Here is a 15,294-nt window from a genome sequence, read left to right as displayed (position 1 = left end):
CCACACGCGAGCCGGGCGCTCCCCTCTCACGGTCCTTCGCCGTACAGGCCGGCGAGCAGCGCGACGGCTGCCTGGGCGGCGGGGTGGGGGTCGGGGCGGCGCCAGATGAAATGGACGGGGACCGGGTCCGCGTCGCGCAGGGGGCGGTAGGTGATGCCGTCGCGGCGGTACTGGGCGGCCGTGGACCGGGGGGTGACGCCGACGCAGCGGCCGGTCGCGATGGCGGCGAGCCAGTCGTCGATGTCGAGGGTGTACTCGACGGCCGGGCGGACGCCCTCGGGCCACAGGTCCATCGTGGTGGTGCCGGTGCGGCGGTCCACGACCAGGGTGCGTGTACGGAGTTCGTCCAGGCGGACGCTGCGCCGCCCGGCCCACGGGTCGTCGGAGGCGAGCGCGACGCACCGCTGCTCGCTGCCGACGAGGGCGTGGGCGTAGCGGCGGGTGTCGACCGGGGTGCGCAGGACCGCGAGATCGCACAGGCCCTCGGCCAGACCCGCGGTGGGTGTGTTGTGCCGGATCAGGTGGAGCTCGACGTCGGGGTGGCGGGCGTGCCAGCGGCGTTGGAACTCGGCGGTGTGCCGGCCCATCGCCGACCAGGCGTGGCCGATGCGCAGCCGGGTGTGGCCGGTCGTGGCCTGACGGACCAGCTCGTCGGCCTCCCCGAGCAGGTGGCGGGCGCGGGACAGGACCTGCACCCCGGCGGTGGTGGGGGCGACGGTGCGGCTGGTGCGGTGCAGCAGTCGTACGCCCAGAATCCGCTCCAGGGCGAGCAGGGTGCGAGAGACCGAAGCCTGGGAGAGTCCCAGCTCGATGGCGGCGTCGGTGAAGCTGCCCGTGTCGACGATGGCGACCAGGCAGCGCAGGTGCCGCAGCTCCAGTTCCGTACGCGTATCCATACGCTCAGCGTATAGGTGCGCCGTCCGATGCATTTTGCGTCGGGACGGGCCCGGCGGATGGTCGTGCGATGACAGACGACATGTACGCGGGGACGACGGCCACCGCGGCCCGGACACCTGCCCGGACACCGGCCCGGTGGTCCGGGACGGCACTGATGGTGGGCAGCGGCCTGTCCAACCAGGTCGGGGCGTCCGTGGGCGCGCTCGCCTTCCCGGTCCTCGGGCCGGTCGGGGTGGTGGCGGTACGTCAGTGGGTGGCCGCCGCGGTCCTGCTGGGCGCGGGACGTCCCAGGCCGCGCGCGTTCACCGCCGCCCAGTGGCGCCCGGTGCTGGGCCTTGCCGCGGTCTTCGCGGTCATGAACCTCTCGCTCTACACGGCGATCGACCGGATCGGCCTCGGCCTCGCGGTCACCCTGGAGTTCCTCGGCCCGCTCACCGTGGCGCTGGCGGGCTCCCGCCGCCGCGTCGATCTCGTCTGCGCCCTCGCGGCGGCGGGGGCCGTGGTGGTGCTGGCCCGGCCGAGGCCCAGCACCGACTACGTGGGCATCGGCCTGGCCCTCCTGGCCGCCGTCTGCTGGGGCTGCTACATCCTGCTCAACCGCACCGTGGGCGAACGCCTGCCGGGGCTCCAGGGGTCGGCCGCCGCCGCGGGCGTCTCCGGCCTGCTCTACCTGCCGGTCGGCGCCGTCGCGCTGTGGTTCCACCGGCCCACGGCGGGCGCGCTGCTCTGCGCCCTGGCGGCGGGTGTGCTCTCGTCCGCCGTGCCGTTCCTCGCCGACCTGCTCGCGCTGCGCCGGATACCCGCGGGCTTCTTCGGGATCTTCATGAGCGTCAATCCGGTGTTCGCCGCACTGGTCGGGGTGCTCGTCCTCGGCGAGCACCTCGCTCCGTCCTCCTGGCTGGCCGTCGCCGTCGTCGTCACGGCCAACGCCGTCGCCGTGGGCACCGCCGCGCTGTCCGGCGCCGGCCGGCCGGAGGCATCCCCCGATCTCCTTGACCTCAAGTCGAGTTGAGCTTCTAGGGTCGTCGGCGACGAAAGGGAGACGGCTGTGACGACATTGGTGACGGGTGCCACCGGGAACACCGGCAGGCATGTGGTGGCAGAGCTGGTCCGCCGAGGAGAGCCGGTCCGCGCACTGACGAGAGATCCGGTCGCCGCCGCGGGAACGTTCGCGGCCGAGGTGGAGTTGGTGGCCGGCACGCATACGGCACCGGAGCGTCTGGACGCCGCTCTGGACGGCGTGGACCGCTTGCACATCACCGTGACGGCGGGGCTCGCCGATGCCGGGCCCGAGCTGGTGCGGCGGGCCGTCGGCGCCGGGGTGCGGCGCATCACCGTGCTGTGGGGCGGTGGCGTAGGGCCGGTCGAGCAGGCCGTGGCGGACTCCGGTGTGGAATGGACGCGCCTGGAGCCGCAGGAGTTCATGTCCAACACACTGACCTGGATCGAATCGATCCGTGCCGAGGGAGTCGTGCGCGAGCCGTACGACCTTCCCAGTGCCCTCGTCCACGAGGCCGACATCGGGGCGGTGGCGGGGGCCGCGCTGCTCGACGAGGGACACGCGGGGCGTGCCTACAACCTCACCGGGCCCGAATCGCTGACCCCGCGCGAACGCATCGCCGTCCTGGCCCGGGCCACTCGCCGCGACATCGCCTTCCTCCCGATCACGCACGAACAGGCCGTCGCCAGACTGATGGCCGCCGGTGTGCCACGGGAGGACGCCGATTACGTCATCGGCTGGTACGCGGCAGCCTCCGAGGACTCCAAGACCGTCGTCGACACCGTCGAGCGGCTGACCGGCCGCCCGGCGCGTACGTTCGCCCAGTGGGCTGCCGAGCACGCGCAGCGCTTCTAGGGTCCTTCGTTTCGGATCAGGGAGTGGGGTCGGATGCGCGTGCCGGACCCCGCGAGCCCGGCATGATCCGGACGAGAGGCCCCAGGTGACCGGAACCGCGACCACCCCGAAGCCGGGGTGGTCGCGCCCATTCCCTCACACGTCACGGCGGTGCACGAAAGCCACGGCGACGACCACCGCGACGAGCGACCACGCCCCGAAGACGATCCATGCCTCGGCGATCGGCACCGGGTACTTCTCGACGGGGTAGTCCCGCGCCGGATTCCGGACGAGGGCCTCCCACGAGGTGAGCGGCATCGCGTTGCCGATCTCCGTGACCCACCGGTACGTCTCGCCCCTGAAGAGCATCGGCAGGAGCAGGAGTACGCCGACGACCGCGACGACGGTGCCCGCGGCGTGCCGGACGAGGGAGCCGAAGGCCATGCCGACGAGGGCGCAGACCGGGGCGAGCAGCGCGGACGCGGCGACGGCCCGCAGCGCACCCGGTGAGCCGATGGACATGCCGTGATGGTCCTGGAGGATCGCCTGCGTCACGCCGAACGAGGCGCCCGCGACGACCGTGCCGAGGACGAGCATGACCGCGGAGAGGAGGGTCGCCTTGGCCGCCGTCACCGCACGCCGCGCGGGGACGGCGGCGAACGTGGTCCGGATCAGCCCGGTCGTGTACTCGCCGAGCACCACGAGCGCGCCGACGGTCCCCGCGATGACCATGAGGAGCTGCCAGGCCGGGTCGACGAAGGCGCTCGACAGGGGATCGAAGAGCATCGCGGGCTTGGCGGGGAATCCGGGCGGCGGGGCGGGCGGCAGCTCGGGCTGGTGCGCCAGCCGGTCCGCGTTGGACAGGGCGGCGTTCACGTTGATCCCGATGACGGCCAGCGCCCCGGCCCCGAGGACCCAGTACGTGGAGCGCAGCGACCACAGTTTGATCCACTCGGCGGTGAGGAGGTCGCGGAACCGGGCGGGGGCGTGGCGGGCCGGCGTGTACGTCTTCGGTTCGGACACCGTTCGCGTGGTCATCGGGTTCCTCCCGCGCCGTACTCGACACGGTCGGCGGTCAGCCCCATGAACGCCTCTTCCAGGGAGGCGGCCCGTGGGGCGAGTTCGTGCAGCAGGACGCGGTGGTGGAAGGCGAGTTCGCCGATCCGGTCCGCTCCCAGGCCCGTCACCGTGCACGAGCCGTCGTCCTCGCGCCGGACGGCGGCTCCCTCCCCGGTGAGGACGGACGCCAGCCGGTCGACGGCGGGCGTACGGACGCTCACACTCAGCCGGGTGCCGCGGGCGGCGAACTCCGCAAGGCTCTCCGCAGCGATCAGTTCGCCCCGGCCGATGACGATCAGTTCCTGGGCGGTGTGCTCCATCTCGCCCATCAGATGGCTGGAGACCAGCACCGTGCGGCCCTCGGCGGCCAGCCGGCGGAAGAGACCGCGCACCCACAGCACACCCTCCGGGTCCAGCCCGTTGAGTGGTTCGTCGAACAGCAGTACGGGCGGATCGCCGAGCAGGGCCCCGGCGATCCCGAGCCGCTGCTTCATCCCCAGCGAGAACCCGGCGATGCGGCGCCGGGCGGCGGTGGCCAGCCCCACTTCCTCCAGGAGCTCGTCCACCCGGCGCCGCGCCAGTCCGTTGCTGCGCGCCAGCGCGGAGAGATGCGCTGCCGCGCTGCGCCCGCCGTGCACGTCCTGGGCGTCGAGCAGCGCTCCGACGTACCGCAGCCCACGCGCACGTCCCCGGAACGGCTGCCCGTCCACGGTGACGGTGCCGCTGCTCGGCTCGTTCAGGCCGAGGATCATCCGCAGCGTGGTCGACTTGCCCGCGCCGTTCGGACCGAGGAATCCGGTGACACGGCCGGGGCGGACGGTGAAGGTCAGGCCGTCGACGGCGGTGGTGGCCCCGTAACGCTTCGTCAGTTCATTGGCTTCGATCACCCGACCACGGTGCCGCGAGAGGCGCCCGCACGGCATCGGCACACGGGCCACACCTGGGGCGTGGCCCGTGGCCCGTGGTCCTACGCCCGCAGGCCGACGGGACATCACGAGGCGGTCGGGCCGCGCGCGGGGACGGACGAACGGGCACACCGCGGCCGGCCGGCCGCGGTGTGCCCGTTCCTGACTAAGAGTTTCGGGGTTCCGGCGGCAGACGGCGGATGTCCTGTTTGATGCGTCTTGGGTATCGGCCTACCGTCGAGAGCATCGCCGCACCGACGGCCGTGTTCGCAGGCGCACCCCAGGCGCCGGCGACCGCGGACCGCGGGGCGTGCGGACCGGAACCACCCTCCGGGCCCGGCCGGGCCCATCCCTCGGAGAAGAGCGATATGTCGAAGATTCTGTTCGTAGTGACGGGCGCGGACCACTGGACCCTGGCGGACGGCACGAAGCACCCGACGGGTTTCTGGGCCGAGGAGGCCGTGGCCCCGTACGAGGCGTTCAAGGCGGAGGGCCACGAGATCGTCGTCGCCACCCCCGGCGGCACCGTGCCGACCGTGGACCGGGGGAGCCTGGCCCCGGAGTTCAACGGCGGCCAGGAGGGTGCTGACCGGGTCGCCGGTGTGCTCGCGTCCTTCACCGAACTCCAGCACCCGATCGCCCTGGCGGACGTGAACCTGGACGACTACGCCGCGGTCTTCTACCCCGGCGGCCACGGCCCCATGGAGGACCTCGCCGTCGACGCGGTCTCCGGCGGCCTGCTGACCCGGGCGCTCGACTCCGGCAAGCCCCTCGGCGTCGTCTGTCACGCCCCGGCCGCCCTGCTCGCGGCGCGGAAGGAGGACGGCACCAACACGTTCGCCGGCTATCGGCTGACCGGCTTCACGAACGAGGAGGAGACCCAGGGCGGTCTCGCGGACCGCGCCAAGTGGCTGCTCGAGGACCGCCTCGTCGAGTCCGGCGCGGACTTCCGGAAGGGCGAGCCGTGGGCCCCGTACGTCGTCGTCGACCGCAACCTCGTCACCGGCCAGAACCCGGCCTCGTCGGCCCCGCTCGCCGCCGAGCTGCTCAAGAAGCTGGGCTGAGCCCCCAGGGTCTTTCGCCCTGCCGCGCCGGGCGCCCGCACACCCCGGGCGCCCGGCCCGCTTCCTTCCGTAGGAGACCGCGTGACCTGACGGTCAACGCTCTTTACGCGCCCCGGCATTGACCGGATTTAGCCTCCGTTTCCGGCAGCCCTGCCGCGCTCCTCCGACTACCGTCGAGCGCAGCCGGATGGGCCGGCGGCCGGCTCGCGCGACGCCGGTACCGACCGCTCCCACCGGCCGTCCCGTGGTCACCGCCTCCTGTCCGGAAGGACCTCTCGCATGAACGCTCCGCACCCGTCCCGTCCCGCCGAAGCCTCGGGCACCTTCGCCCTCGGCGGGGACCTGCCCGTCAACCGCCTCGGATACGGCGCGATGCAGCTCACGGGCCCCGGAATCTGGGGCGAGCCCAAGGATCCCGCCGAGGCCGTGCGCGTCCTGCGCCGCGCGGTCGAGCTGGGGGTCACCTTCATAGACACCGCCGACTCCTACGGCCCCTTCGTCAGCGAGCGGCTGATCCGCGAGGCCCTGCATCCGTACGCCGACGACCTGGTCATCGCGACCAAGGGCGGCTACACCCGCTGCGGACCCGGCGACTGGCGCCCCGTCGGCCGGCCCGAATACCTGCGCCAGCAGGCCGAGCTGAGCCTGCGCCACCTCGGACTGGAGCGCATCGACCTCTACCAGCTGCACCGCATCGACGCGCAGGTGCCGCTCGCCGACCAGCTGGGCGAGCTCGTCCTGCTCCAGCAAGAGGGCAAGATCCGCCACATCGGCGTATCCGAGGTCACCGTGCAGCAGCTCAAGGAGGCGCGGAAGATCGCGGACATCGTCTCCGTGCAGAACCTGTACAACCTCGCCAACCGCCGTGCCGAGGACGTCCTGGAGTACGCCGAGCGCGAGAACATCGCGTTCATCCCGTGGTTCCCGATCGCCACCGGCGAACTCGCCCGCCCCGGCGGCCCGCTCGACGCCGCCGCGAAGGAGCACGGCGCGAGCCCCTCGCAGCTCGCCCTGGCCTGGCTGCTGCGCCGCTCGCCGGTCATGCTGCCGATCCCCGGCACCTCCCGCGTCGCCCACGTCGAGGAGAACACCGCCGCCGCTGCCGTCACCCTCACCGACGAGGAGTTCGCGGCGCTCGCGAAGGCCGTCTGAGCCCATCCGGACGCCACCGCCACCCGCCACCGCGGGCGGTGGCGTCCGGCCCGGCGGCTCAGCTCCGCCGCGTCCCGTCCAGGGCCGACGTGAGGCGCCCGAGAACCTCCTGCAGGGCGAGGATCTCCCGGACCGAGAGTCCGGTGGCGTCGAGAATGCCGCGCGGAACCGGCAGTGCCCGCTCACGCAGCACGGCGCCGGCCTCGGTGAGGGCCACGGTCACGGACCGTTCGTCCTCCGGGCTTCGCCCGCGGGTGACCAGCCCGGCCGACTCCAGCCGCTTGAGCAGCGGGGACAGGGTCCCGGAGTCGAGGTGGAGGCGCTCGCCGATCGATTTCACCTGCTGCGGCCCGTGCTCCCACAGCACCAGCATGGCCAGGTACTGGGGATAGGTCAGGCCCAGATCCCTCAGTGCCTCCCGGTACACCCCGCCGAAGGCGCGGGAGGCGGCGTGCAGCGAGAAGCAGACCTGATGATCCAGGCGCAGCAGCTCCGCGTCCGGCAGCTCGGGCGACTCGGGCGACTCGGGCGGAAACGGCGGAGAGGGCGGGCCGGACAGGTCCGGGGTGGCGGGGGTCGGCGAGGGCGTCATGGAACCAGGGTATCTCGTTGTGCCCGATTCAGTTGTGCACAATTGAATTGTGTGCAACTCTTTGGTGCAAGGGGTGACCGGGCCGGTCGCCGCGACAGGAAAGAAGGTCATTTCATGAACGCGCTCTACACCGCTGCCGCCACCGCCAACGGCCGGGAGGGCCGGGCCGTGAGCTCGGACGGCCAGATCGACCTCGCCCTGGCGCTGCCGCCGGCGCTCGGTGGCAACGGCCAGGGCACCAACCCCGAGCAGCTGTTCGCCGCCGGATACGCCGCCTGTTTCGCCAGCGCGATGGCCGCGGTCGGCCGGGAGATGAAGCTGGACACCAAGGACGTCGCCGTGACCGCCGAGGTCTCGATCGGAAAGGACGACACGGGATTCGGTCTCGCGGTCGTCATGCGGGTCGAGCTGCCGGAAGCGCTCGAAGGTGAGACCGGACGCAAGCTGGTCGACGCCACCCACGCCTACTGCCCCTACTCCAAGGCGACGCGCGGCAACATAGAGGTCGAACTCGTCATTGAATAGCAGTCATTGACGGTCCGTCACGTCGTCCGGGCGATGCCCGAGCTCATGATCCACCGGTCCATGCCAGCAACCAGTCGGCGCTCCACGACGTGACGACGCGCTCCACCGGCACCCCGCACTCCTCCGCACGCGCACAGCCGTAGATCTGCCAGTCGAGCTGGCCCGGGGCGTGCGCGTCGGTGTCGATCGAGAACAGCACACCCGCCTCGACGGCCTGTCTCAGCAGGCGCCGGGGCGGGTCGAGCCGTTCGGGGCGGCTGTTGATCTCCACCGCCGTCCCGGCCTCCGCGCACGCGGCGAAGACCTGGTCCGCGTCGAACTCGGACTCGGGCCGGTGGCGGCCGGAGAGCAGACGCCCCGTGCAGTGTCCGAGGATGTCCGTATGCGGGTTGCGGACGGCCGCGACCATGCGCCGGGTCATCTCGCCGGCGCGCATCCGCAGCTTGGAGTGGACGGACGCGACGACCACGTCCACCTGCTCCAGCAGTTCCGGCTCCTGGTCGAGCGAGCCGTCCGGCAGGATGTCGCACTCGATGCCGGTGAGCAGCCGGAACGGTGCCCATCGCTCATTGAGGTCCGCGACCTCGGCGAGCTGGCGGCGCAGTCGCTCCGGCGACAGCCCGTTGGCCACGGTCAGCCGGGGGGAGTGGTCGGTCAGCACCGCCCAGTCGTGACCCAGTTCCCGCGCCGCACGGCCCATCTCCTCGATCGGACTTCCCCCGTCCGACCAGTCCGAGTGCAGGTGGCAGTCGCCCCGCAGAAGGGCGCGGAGCTCCTCGCCGCCCTCTGTGAGCGGGCCCGCGGTCTCCGTCTCCAGCCGTTCGAGGTACTGGGGAACGACTCCGCCCTGAGCCTCCCGGATCACCTGGGCCGTCTTCGGCCCGATCCCCTCCACCGACTCCAGTGCGCCACGGTCCACGAGGAGGGCCACGTCGTCCGCGGGGAGCGCCGCGAACGCCCCGGCGGCCCTGCGGAACGCCTTCACCCGGTACGTCTCGGCCTGCGAACGCTCCAGCAGGAACGCGATCCGACGCAGTGCGCTCACCGGATCCATCAGCACCTCCGAGGACGGCCCAGGGTCTGCCCCCAGCTTCGCCGAGTCCCGCCCGGTCCGCACCGTGAAGGCGCGGACCGGGCGGGACGGGGGCGGCACCGCTCAGTGGACGGGCTGCGCCTCCTCCTCCGTTTCGGGGCGCTCGAACTGCGTGCGGTACAGCTCCTCGTACCTGCCCCCGACGGCCAGCAGTTCGGTGTGCGTTCCCCGTTCCACGATCCGGCCCTCCTCGACGACCAGGATCAGGTCGGCGGCCCGCACGGTCGAGAGCCGGTGGGCGATGACGACGGCGGTCCGGCCCTCCAGCGCCTCGCCCAGGGCTTCCTGCACGGCCGCTTCGGACGTGGAGTCGAGATGGGCGGTCGCCTCGTCGAGGATGACCACCCGCTGGCGGGCCAGCAGCAGCCGGGCGATGGTCAGCCGCTGCCGTTCGCCGCCGGAGAGCCGGTAACCGCGTTCACCCACCACGGTGTCGAGCCCGTCGGGCAGCGAGGCGACCAGGCCGTCGAGACGGGAGCGGCGCAGGGCGTCCCAGATGTCGTCCTCGGTGGCTTCCGGGCGGGCGAGCAGCAGGTTCGCGCGGACGGACTCGTGGAAGAGATGGCCGTCCTGGGTGACCATGCCGAGGGTCTCGCGGATCGAGTCGCCGGTGAGGTCGCGTACGTCGACGCCGTTCAGCCGTACGGAACCGGCATCGGCGTCGTACAGCCGGGGCAGCAACTGCGCGATCGTGGACTTGCCCGCTCCGGAGGAACCGACCAGCGCGACCATGCGGCCCGGCTCGGCGCGGAAGGAGACGTCGTGCAGGACCTCCGTACCGCCACGGGAGTCGAGCGTCGCGACGTCCTCGAGCGAGGCGATGGAGACCTTGTCGGCGGACGGGTAGCCGAACGAGACCCCGTCGAACTCCACGGACACCGGGCCGTCCGGCACCCGGCGGGCGTCGGGCTTCTCGGCGATCAGCGGCTTCAGGTCCAGGATCTCGAAGACCCGCTCGAAGCTGACCAGGGCGCTCATCACCTCGACACGCGCCCCGGCCAGCGCGGTCAGGGGTGCGTAGAGGCGGGTGAGCAGCAGGGCGAGGGCGACGATCGCGCCGGGGTCCAGACTCCCGCGCAGGGCGTAGTAGCCGCCGAGTCCGTAGACCAGGGCGAGCGCCAGGGCGGAGACCAGGGTCAGGGCCGTGATGAAGGTGGACTGGGCCATGGCCGTACGGACCCCGATGTCGCGCACGCGGCCGGCCCGGGCGGCGAATTCCGTCGACTCGTCGGCAGGGCGCCCGAAGAGCTTCACCAGGGTCGCGCCGGGTGCGGAGAAGCGCTCGGTCATCTGCGTGCCCATGGCCGCGTTGTGGTGGGCGGCCTCGCGCTGGAGCGCCGCCATCCGGGAGCCCATCCTGCGGGCCGGGACGACGAACACCGGCAGCAGGACGAGCGCGAGCAGGGTGATCTGCCAGGAGATGCTGAGCATGACGGCGAGCGTCAGCAGCAGGGTGACGAGGTTGGAGACGACGCCGGACAGCGTGTTGCTGAAGGCCCGCTGCGCGCCGATGACGTCGTTGTTGAGCCGGCTGACGAGTGCGCCGGTCCGGGTCCGGGTGAAGAAGGCGACCGGCATCCTCTGTACGTGGTCGAAGACCGCCGTCCGCAGATCGAGGATCAGGCCCTCGCCGAGTCCGGCCGAAAGCCACCGGGTGAGCAGTCCGAGGGCCGCCTCGGCCACGGCGATGACCGCGATGAGGACCGCGAGCCGGGTGACCACGCCGGTGTCCCGGCCCTCGACGATCGCGTCGACGACCTTCCCCGCCAGTACGGGTGTGGCGACCGCCAGGAGGGCGGTGATCACGCTGAGCGCCAGGAAGCGGTAGATCCGGCGCCGGTGCGGGCCGGCGAAGGAGGCGATGCGGCGCAGCGTCTCCCGTGAGAAGGGCCGTCTGTCCTTCTGCGCGTTCATCGCGCTGTGCAGCGACGACCACGCGGTCATTTCCATGCTCATGAGGGTCTCTCCGGAAGATTCGGGCGACGTGGTACCCGTCGGCCGGTGCGGCCCCCGGGGTGTGCGGAATGAACGCTAGGACCTGAATCATGCTTGAGGTCAACAGCTCCGGGAGCCGGCGGACGGCCCGCCCCGCGACGCACCGGCCCGGGTGCGGCCACCGGCGCCGCCCTGACCGGCTCTGTTCGGGCTACGAGGGACCCGAAGAGGGGGGTGCCGTGCATCCGGAGGTGCTGGGGAGTGTCAGGATGGCTTCATGACAATCAAGACCTACTTCGACATCACCATTGACGGAAAGCCCGCCGGGCGGATCGTCTTCAACCTCTTCGACGACGTTGCGCCCAAGACGGTTGAGAACTTCCGTGCGCTGTCCACCGGTGAGCACGGGTACGGCTACGCCGGCTCGCCGTTCCACCGTGTCATCCCGGACTTCATGCTCCAGGGCGGCGACTTCACCCGCCAGAACGGCACCGGCGGCAAGAGCATCTACGGCGAGAAGTTCGCCGACGAGAACTTCACCCTCAAGCACACCAAGCCGGGCCTGCTGTCGATGGCCAACGCGGGCCCGAACACCAACGGTTCGCAGTTCTTCATCACCACCGTGGTGACGCCGTGGCTCGACGGCAAGCACGTCGTCTTCGGCGAGGTCGCCGACGACGCCAGCATGGAGCTCGTCCGCACGATCGAGTCGTACGGCTCCCGCAGCGGCCAGACCAAGGCCGAGATCGCCGTCTCCGCCTCCGGTCAGCTCTGATCCGACCCCCGCGTCACCCCGAGCGCCCCGGCCGGTGAATCCACCCGCCGGGGCGCTCCGGTTCGTACGGGCGGGGCGACCGGCGCCCACGGGCTCCCCGGATACGCGACGCCCTGTCACGGGGGCGGAATCGCACCCCTGCGGGACTGGCATGATCAGGGGTATGGACGAGTGCATCATCGCCGCGTGTGACGGGGCGTCGAAGGGAAATCCGGGGCCTGCCGCGTGGGCCTGGGTCGTGGCCGACGCGCAGGGGCGGCCGGAGCGTTGGGAGGCCGGTCCGCTCGGCACCGCCACCAACAACGTTGCCGAACTCACCGCCCTGGCGGAGCTGCTGGAGTCCACCGATCCGGCCGTGCCCGCCGAGGTGCGCATGGATTCGCAGTACGCGATGAACGCGGTGACGAAGTGGCTGCCGGGCTGGAAGCGCAACGGCTGGAAGACCTCGGGCGGCAAGCCCGTCGCCAACCAGGACCTGGTGACCCGTATCGACGCCCTGCTCAGCGGCCGGAGCGTGACCTTCCGCTATGTCCCGGCCCATCAGGTGGACGGTGACCCGCTCAACGCGCTCGCCGACCAGGCCGCGAGCGAGGCGGCGGTGAGTCAGCAGGCCGCGGGGACGGTGCACGGCAGCGCCGATCCGCCGGTGCCCGCGCCCGCCAGGTCGACGAAGGTCCGCGCCGGCAGCGGGGCGGCGGCGGCACCGAAGAGCGCCGCACGCACCGGACGCACGGGAACGATCCGCGCGAAGTTCGCGGGGCGGTGCCACTGCGGGAAGCCGTACGCGGCGAAGGACATGATCGCGAAGAACCCGAACGGCTGGGGACACCCGGAGTGCCGGACCGCGCCCGCGTAGGGCGCCGCCGTTCCGTGGTGCGTGACGTGGAGCCCCGGGCCGTGAAGCCCGGCTCCGTCAGATATCGGCCCAGACCAGACGGCTCGCGAGGCCGGCGCTCGTGCCCCAGCGGGCGGCGAGCGCGTCCACGAGCAGGAGCCCCCTGCCGTCCTCCGGCAGCGTCTCCGGCTCGGGCCCGCCCGAGGTGATCGTCAGGTCCCCCGGTGGGGTGGGGGAGGGGATGCGGCCCCTGCCGCGGTTCCATACACAGATACGGACCCCGCTGTGCGACCGCATCAGCCGGCAGCGGATGCGACGGCTGTTGGTGTGCTGGACAGCGTTGGCGACCAGTTCGGTCACGACCAGGGCCGCGGCCTCGATCCGGTCGCTGGGTTCACCCCAGTCCCGCATCGCCTCCTGCACCCGGCGCCGTGACTCCGGCACACCTTGGGGGACGCGGGGTATCCACCAGCTCTGTGCACGCCTGCCACCCGCGTCCTCGGGGGCTCGCGGCGTACACGTGTCTATTTCCGACATGTATGTACTCTCGGCGCAAAGGGCATACTTTGCAAGCGACAGAATGTGCCACGCTCCGAATCGGGGCCGTCGAGGAAGGTACGAGCATGAGACCCCGATCCGGCCCCACCGTGGAACATCGCGTCCTCGCGGCCCGTCTCCGGCTGCTCCGGGAGCGGGCCGGCGTCAGCCTCAACGCCGCGGCGCAGGCACTGGACGCTCACCCGGCGACCGTACGACGCATCGAGCGGGCCGAGACCGGTCTGGACGCCCGCCAGGTCCGCCTCCTCCTCGACACCTACGGGGCCCCGGCCGCCGAGGCCGAGCAGATCATCGCGGGCCTCGGCGCCGCGAGCCTTCCCGGCTGGTGGCACCAGTGGCGCGACGCGATGGAGCCCTGGCAGCAGGACGTCATCGGCATGGAGTCCTCCGCCAGCCTCGTGCGGACCTGGCACCCCGCGCTCGTACCGGAGCTGCTCCGCACCCCCGCCTACGCCGAGGCCCTGGAGCATGCGCTGCAGCCGATGGACGACTCCGTCCGGCGCCGGCGCCGCGTCGAGCTGCTCCAGGAGCGGCAGCGCCGCCTGAGCTACCGCGGTGCCGCGCTGTGGGCCCTGCTCCCCGCCGCCGCGCTCCACACCCGGGTCGGCGACGAGCGCGTGATGGAGGAGCAGCGCGAGGCGCTGGCCGAGGCCGCGCACCGCCCGCACGTCACCGTGCAGGTGGTCCCCCTCGATCACCCTCCCCACCCGCTGACCGGGGTCCCGCCCCTGCATCTGCTGCGCGTCTCCGCCCCCGAGATCGGCGACCAGGCGGTCCTGGAGACCCCGGGTGTCCGCGTCGACATCGTCGACGATCCGGACGCCGTCATGAACCACCGCATCCGGATCGACGCGGCCTGCGCCGCCGCGCCCCGCCCGGGCACGCCGCTCCCGGTCGGCTGAGCGCTCCGGTACGGCCGGGCCGGGATGCGGCGCGCGCCGAGGGCGGCCAGCGTGGGGGAGTGGTGCAGCAGAGCAAGGTCCAGTGGATTCCCGCCGGTGTGATCGTGCTGGCCGTGGTGATCGACCTGGTGACCCCGACCGCGGTGACGTCCGCCCCGCTCATCATGGCGGCGCCCGTCGCCGCCGCACCCCTCCTGTCGCTGCGCGGCATCATCCTCACCGGCATCGCCTCGATGGCCGTTCACGCCTGCCTGGCCTGGGTGGACGGCACCTTCGGCTGGCACCGCGGTCTCGCCAACCAGCTCACCCTTCTGGCCGTAACCCTGCTGGCCGTTTTCATCAAGCGCACGCTCGACAGCCAGGCCGGCCGCACCCGGCGCGCCCTGCGCGTCGCGGCCGTCGCCCAGGGCGCCGTCCTGCCCAGGCCACCGGCACGGCTGGGAGACCTGCACATCGCCGCCCGGTACGTACCGGCCGAGGACGAGGCCATGATCGGCGGCGATCTCTACGTCGTCCAGGACACCCCGTACGGCACCCGCGTCTTCGTCGGCGACGTGCGGGGCAAGGGCATGGGAGCCGTCCGCGCCGTCTGCGTCGACCTCGGCGCGTTCCGGTACGTCGCCGACCATGCCGAGGATCTGGAGGAGCTGGTGCGCTCGCTGGAGCAGGCGCTGCTGCGCGAGGGCGGCCGGCGGGGCGGCGTCGAACAGGAAGAGGGCTTCACGACCGCCCTGATCGCGGAGTTCGCCTCCGACCTCAGCGCCGTCCGCATCATCAACCGCGGCCACCCGCCGCCCCTGCTCATCGACGCGCAGGGCACGGCCACGCTCCTCGAACCGTCGCAGGAAGCGCCTCCGCTGGCGATCGGCGCCCTGGACCACTGGCCCGCACCGGTCGACACCTTCCCGTTCCCGCCCGGCGCGACCCTGCTCTGCTACACCGACGGCGTCACCGAGTCCAGGGACACCGCAGGCGTCTTCTACGACGCCTCCGTACGCCTGCCCCTCCTGCTCCGCCACCGCAGGCGGTCCGGCGAGGACCCCACGCCGGCGCAGGTGCTGGAGATGCTGATCCGCGACGTACGGCGTCACTCCGGAGGCCGTCCCCAGGACGACCAGGCGCTGCTCGCCCTGCGGCGCGCGGCGGGCTGACGGGCCGGGGGAGACCG

At 72.3% G+C, this 15,294-nt stretch carries 16 protein-coding genes; 9 read left to right on the top strand and 7 right to left on the bottom strand.

Going from position 1 to position 15,294, the window contains the following annotated elements; all coding sequences use genetic code 11:
• Positions 1-26 precede the first annotated feature (26 nt).
• Positions 27-896 (bottom strand): LysR family transcriptional regulator, encoded by an 870-nt coding sequence (locus tag OG230_RS02845; RefSeq protein ID WP_328908529.1) that lies wholly within the window; start codon positions 894-896, stop codon positions 27-29.
• A gap of 155 nt (positions 897-1,051) precedes the next feature.
• Here OG230_RS02845 and OG230_RS02840 point away from each other — a divergent pair, with 155 nt between their 5' ends.
• Positions 1,052-1,909 carry an EamA family transporter gene (locus tag OG230_RS02840; protein ID WP_443051572.1) on the top strand — a complete coding sequence of 286 codons (858 nt, stop codon included), beginning with the start codon at positions 1,052-1,054 and terminating at the stop codon, positions 1,907-1,909.
• 36 nt (positions 1,910-1,945) lie between these two features.
• Positions 1,946-2,752 carry an NmrA family NAD(P)-binding protein gene (locus OG230_RS02835; RefSeq protein WP_328908527.1) on the top strand — a complete coding sequence of 269 codons (807 nt, stop codon included), beginning with the start codon at positions 1,946-1,948 and terminating at the stop codon, positions 2,750-2,752.
• A gap of 135 nt (positions 2,753-2,887) precedes the next feature.
• Here OG230_RS02835 and OG230_RS02830 read toward each other — a convergent pair whose 3' ends face one another.
• Together OG230_RS02830 and OG230_RS02825 are read right to left on the bottom strand one after the other, a co-directional pair.
• A complete protein-coding gene (locus tag OG230_RS02830; protein ID WP_328908526.1) occupies positions 2,888-3,769 on the bottom strand; it encodes an ABC transporter permease in 882 nt (293 codons plus the stop codon).
• On the bottom strand, positions 3,766-4,677 hold the full coding sequence (locus tag OG230_RS02825; protein WP_328908525.1) for an ABC transporter ATP-binding protein: 912 nt from the start codon (positions 4,675-4,677) through the stop codon (positions 3,766-3,768). The genes OG230_RS02830 and OG230_RS02825 overlap by 4 nt, the downstream gene beginning before the upstream one ends.
• Before the next feature lie 386 nt (positions 4,678-5,063).
• Between OG230_RS02825 and OG230_RS02820 the strand changes: the two genes are divergently transcribed.
• Together OG230_RS02820 and OG230_RS02815 are read left to right on the top strand one after the other, a co-directional pair.
• Entirely contained in the window at positions 5,064-5,759 is a 696-nt protein-coding gene (locus tag OG230_RS02820) for a type 1 glutamine amidotransferase domain-containing protein (RefSeq protein ID WP_328908524.1), read from the top strand.
• A 279-nt stretch (positions 5,760-6,038) separates the two neighbouring features.
• On the top strand, positions 6,039-6,911 hold the full coding sequence (locus OG230_RS02815; RefSeq protein WP_328908523.1) for an aldo/keto reductase: 873 nt from the start codon (positions 6,039-6,041) through the stop codon (positions 6,909-6,911).
• A gap of 58 nt (positions 6,912-6,969) precedes the next feature.
• Here OG230_RS02815 and OG230_RS02810 read toward each other — a convergent pair whose 3' ends face one another.
• On the bottom strand, positions 6,970-7,503 hold the full coding sequence (locus OG230_RS02810) for a MarR family winged helix-turn-helix transcriptional regulator (RefSeq protein ID WP_328908522.1): 534 nt from the start codon (positions 7,501-7,503) through the stop codon (positions 6,970-6,972).
• A 114-nt stretch (positions 7,504-7,617) separates the two neighbouring features.
• Here OG230_RS02810 and OG230_RS02805 point away from each other — a divergent pair, with 114 nt between their 5' ends.
• Positions 7,618-8,028, top strand: coding sequence for an Ohr family peroxiredoxin (locus OG230_RS02805; protein WP_328908521.1), 411 nt, complete (start codon positions 7,618-7,620; stop codon positions 8,026-8,028).
• 43 nt (positions 8,029-8,071) lie between these two features.
• On the opposite strand, the gene OG230_RS02800 is transcribed toward OG230_RS02805, so the two are convergent.
• Complete coding sequence (locus OG230_RS02800; RefSeq protein ID WP_328908520.1) at positions 8,072-9,082, bottom strand: PHP domain-containing protein; 1,011 nt, start codon at positions 9,080-9,082, stop codon at positions 8,072-8,074.
• 102 nt (positions 9,083-9,184) lie between these two features.
• Positions 9,185-11,077 (bottom strand): ABC transporter ATP-binding protein, encoded by a 1,893-nt coding sequence (locus OG230_RS02795; protein ID WP_328908519.1) that lies wholly within the window; start codon positions 11,075-11,077, stop codon positions 9,185-9,187.
• 256 nt (positions 11,078-11,333) lie between these two features.
• Here OG230_RS02795 and OG230_RS02790 point away from each other — a divergent pair, with 256 nt between their 5' ends.
• The gene (locus OG230_RS02790) at positions 11,334-11,831 is read left to right on the top strand and encodes a peptidylprolyl isomerase (protein ID WP_328908518.1); all 498 of its coding nucleotides are present in this window, start codon (positions 11,334-11,336) and stop codon (positions 11,829-11,831) included.
• 163 nt (positions 11,832-11,994) lie between these two features.
• A complete protein-coding gene (locus OG230_RS02785; protein ID WP_328908517.1) occupies positions 11,995-12,687 on the top strand; it encodes a ribonuclease H family protein in 693 nt (230 codons plus the stop codon).
• 57 nt (positions 12,688-12,744) lie between these two features.
• On the opposite strand, the gene OG230_RS02780 is transcribed toward OG230_RS02785, so the two are convergent.
• A complete protein-coding gene (locus tag OG230_RS02780) occupies positions 12,745-13,077 on the bottom strand; it encodes an ATP-binding protein (RefSeq protein ID WP_443051571.1) in 333 nt (110 codons plus the stop codon).
• A 212-nt stretch (positions 13,078-13,289) separates the two neighbouring features.
• On the opposite strand from OG230_RS02780, the gene OG230_RS02775 reads away from it, so the two are divergent.
• Both OG230_RS02775 and OG230_RS02770 read left to right on the top strand, forming a co-directional pair.
• Positions 13,290-14,126: a Scr1 family TA system antitoxin-like transcriptional regulator gene (locus OG230_RS02775; protein WP_328908516.1), complete on the top strand. Its 837-nt coding sequence runs from the start codon at positions 13,290-13,292 to the stop codon at positions 14,124-14,126.
• Between the two features lie 59 nt (positions 14,127-14,185).
• Positions 14,186-15,277 (top strand): PP2C family protein-serine/threonine phosphatase, encoded by a 1,092-nt coding sequence (locus tag OG230_RS02770; RefSeq protein ID WP_328908515.1) that lies wholly within the window; start codon positions 14,186-14,188, stop codon positions 15,275-15,277.
• Positions 15,278-15,294: the final 17 nt, after the last annotated feature.

Source organism: Streptomyces sp. NBC_00234, assembly GCF_036195325.1.
Lineage (GTDB): Bacteria > Actinomycetota > Actinomycetes > Streptomycetales > Streptomycetaceae > Streptomyces.
The sequence above is the reverse complement of the archived record's forward strand: the minus strand, read 5'-3'. Positions and strand labels throughout refer to the sequence as shown.

Bases quoted from the DNA above. Each gene is read 5' to 3' on its own strand.
- OG230_RS02845 (WP_328908529.1), bottom strand. From the start codon at position 896: ATGGATACGCGTACGGAACTGGAGCTGCGGCACCTGCGCTGCCTGGTC.
- OG230_RS02840 (WP_443051572.1), top strand. From the start codon at position 1,052: ATGGTGGGCAGCGGCCTGTCCAACCAGGTCGGGGCGTCCGTGGGCGCG.
- OG230_RS02830 (WP_328908526.1), bottom strand. From the start codon at position 3,769: ATGACCACGCGAACGGTGTCCGAACCGAAGACGTACACGCCGGCCCGC.
- OG230_RS02820 (WP_328908524.1), top strand. From the start codon at position 5,064: ATGTCGAAGATTCTGTTCGTAGTGACGGGCGCGGACCACTGGACCCTG.
- OG230_RS02815 (WP_328908523.1), top strand. From the start codon at position 6,039: ATGAACGCTCCGCACCCGTCCCGTCCCGCCGAAGCCTCGGGCACCTTC.
- OG230_RS02810 (WP_328908522.1), bottom strand. From the start codon at position 7,503: ATGACGCCCTCGCCGACCCCCGCCACCCCGGACCTGTCCGGCCCGCCC.
- OG230_RS02805 (WP_328908521.1), top strand. From the start codon at position 7,618: ATGAACGCGCTCTACACCGCTGCCGCCACCGCCAACGGCCGGGAGGGC.
- OG230_RS02800 (WP_328908520.1), bottom strand. From the start codon at position 9,082: ATGGATCCGGTGAGCGCACTGCGTCGGATCGCGTTCCTGCTGGAGCGT.
- OG230_RS02795 (WP_328908519.1), bottom strand. From the start codon at position 11,077: ATGAGCATGGAAATGACCGCGTGGTCGTCGCTGCACAGCGCGATGAAC.
- OG230_RS02790 (WP_328908518.1), top strand. From the start codon at position 11,334: ATGACAATCAAGACCTACTTCGACATCACCATTGACGGAAAGCCCGCC.
- OG230_RS02785 (WP_328908517.1), top strand. From the start codon at position 11,995: ATGGACGAGTGCATCATCGCCGCGTGTGACGGGGCGTCGAAGGGAAAT.
- OG230_RS02780 (WP_443051571.1), bottom strand. From the start codon at position 13,077: ATGCGGGACTGGGGTGAACCCAGCGACCGGATCGAGGCCGCGGCCCTG.
- OG230_RS02775 (WP_328908516.1), top strand. From the start codon at position 13,290: ATGAGACCCCGATCCGGCCCCACCGTGGAACATCGCGTCCTCGCGGCC.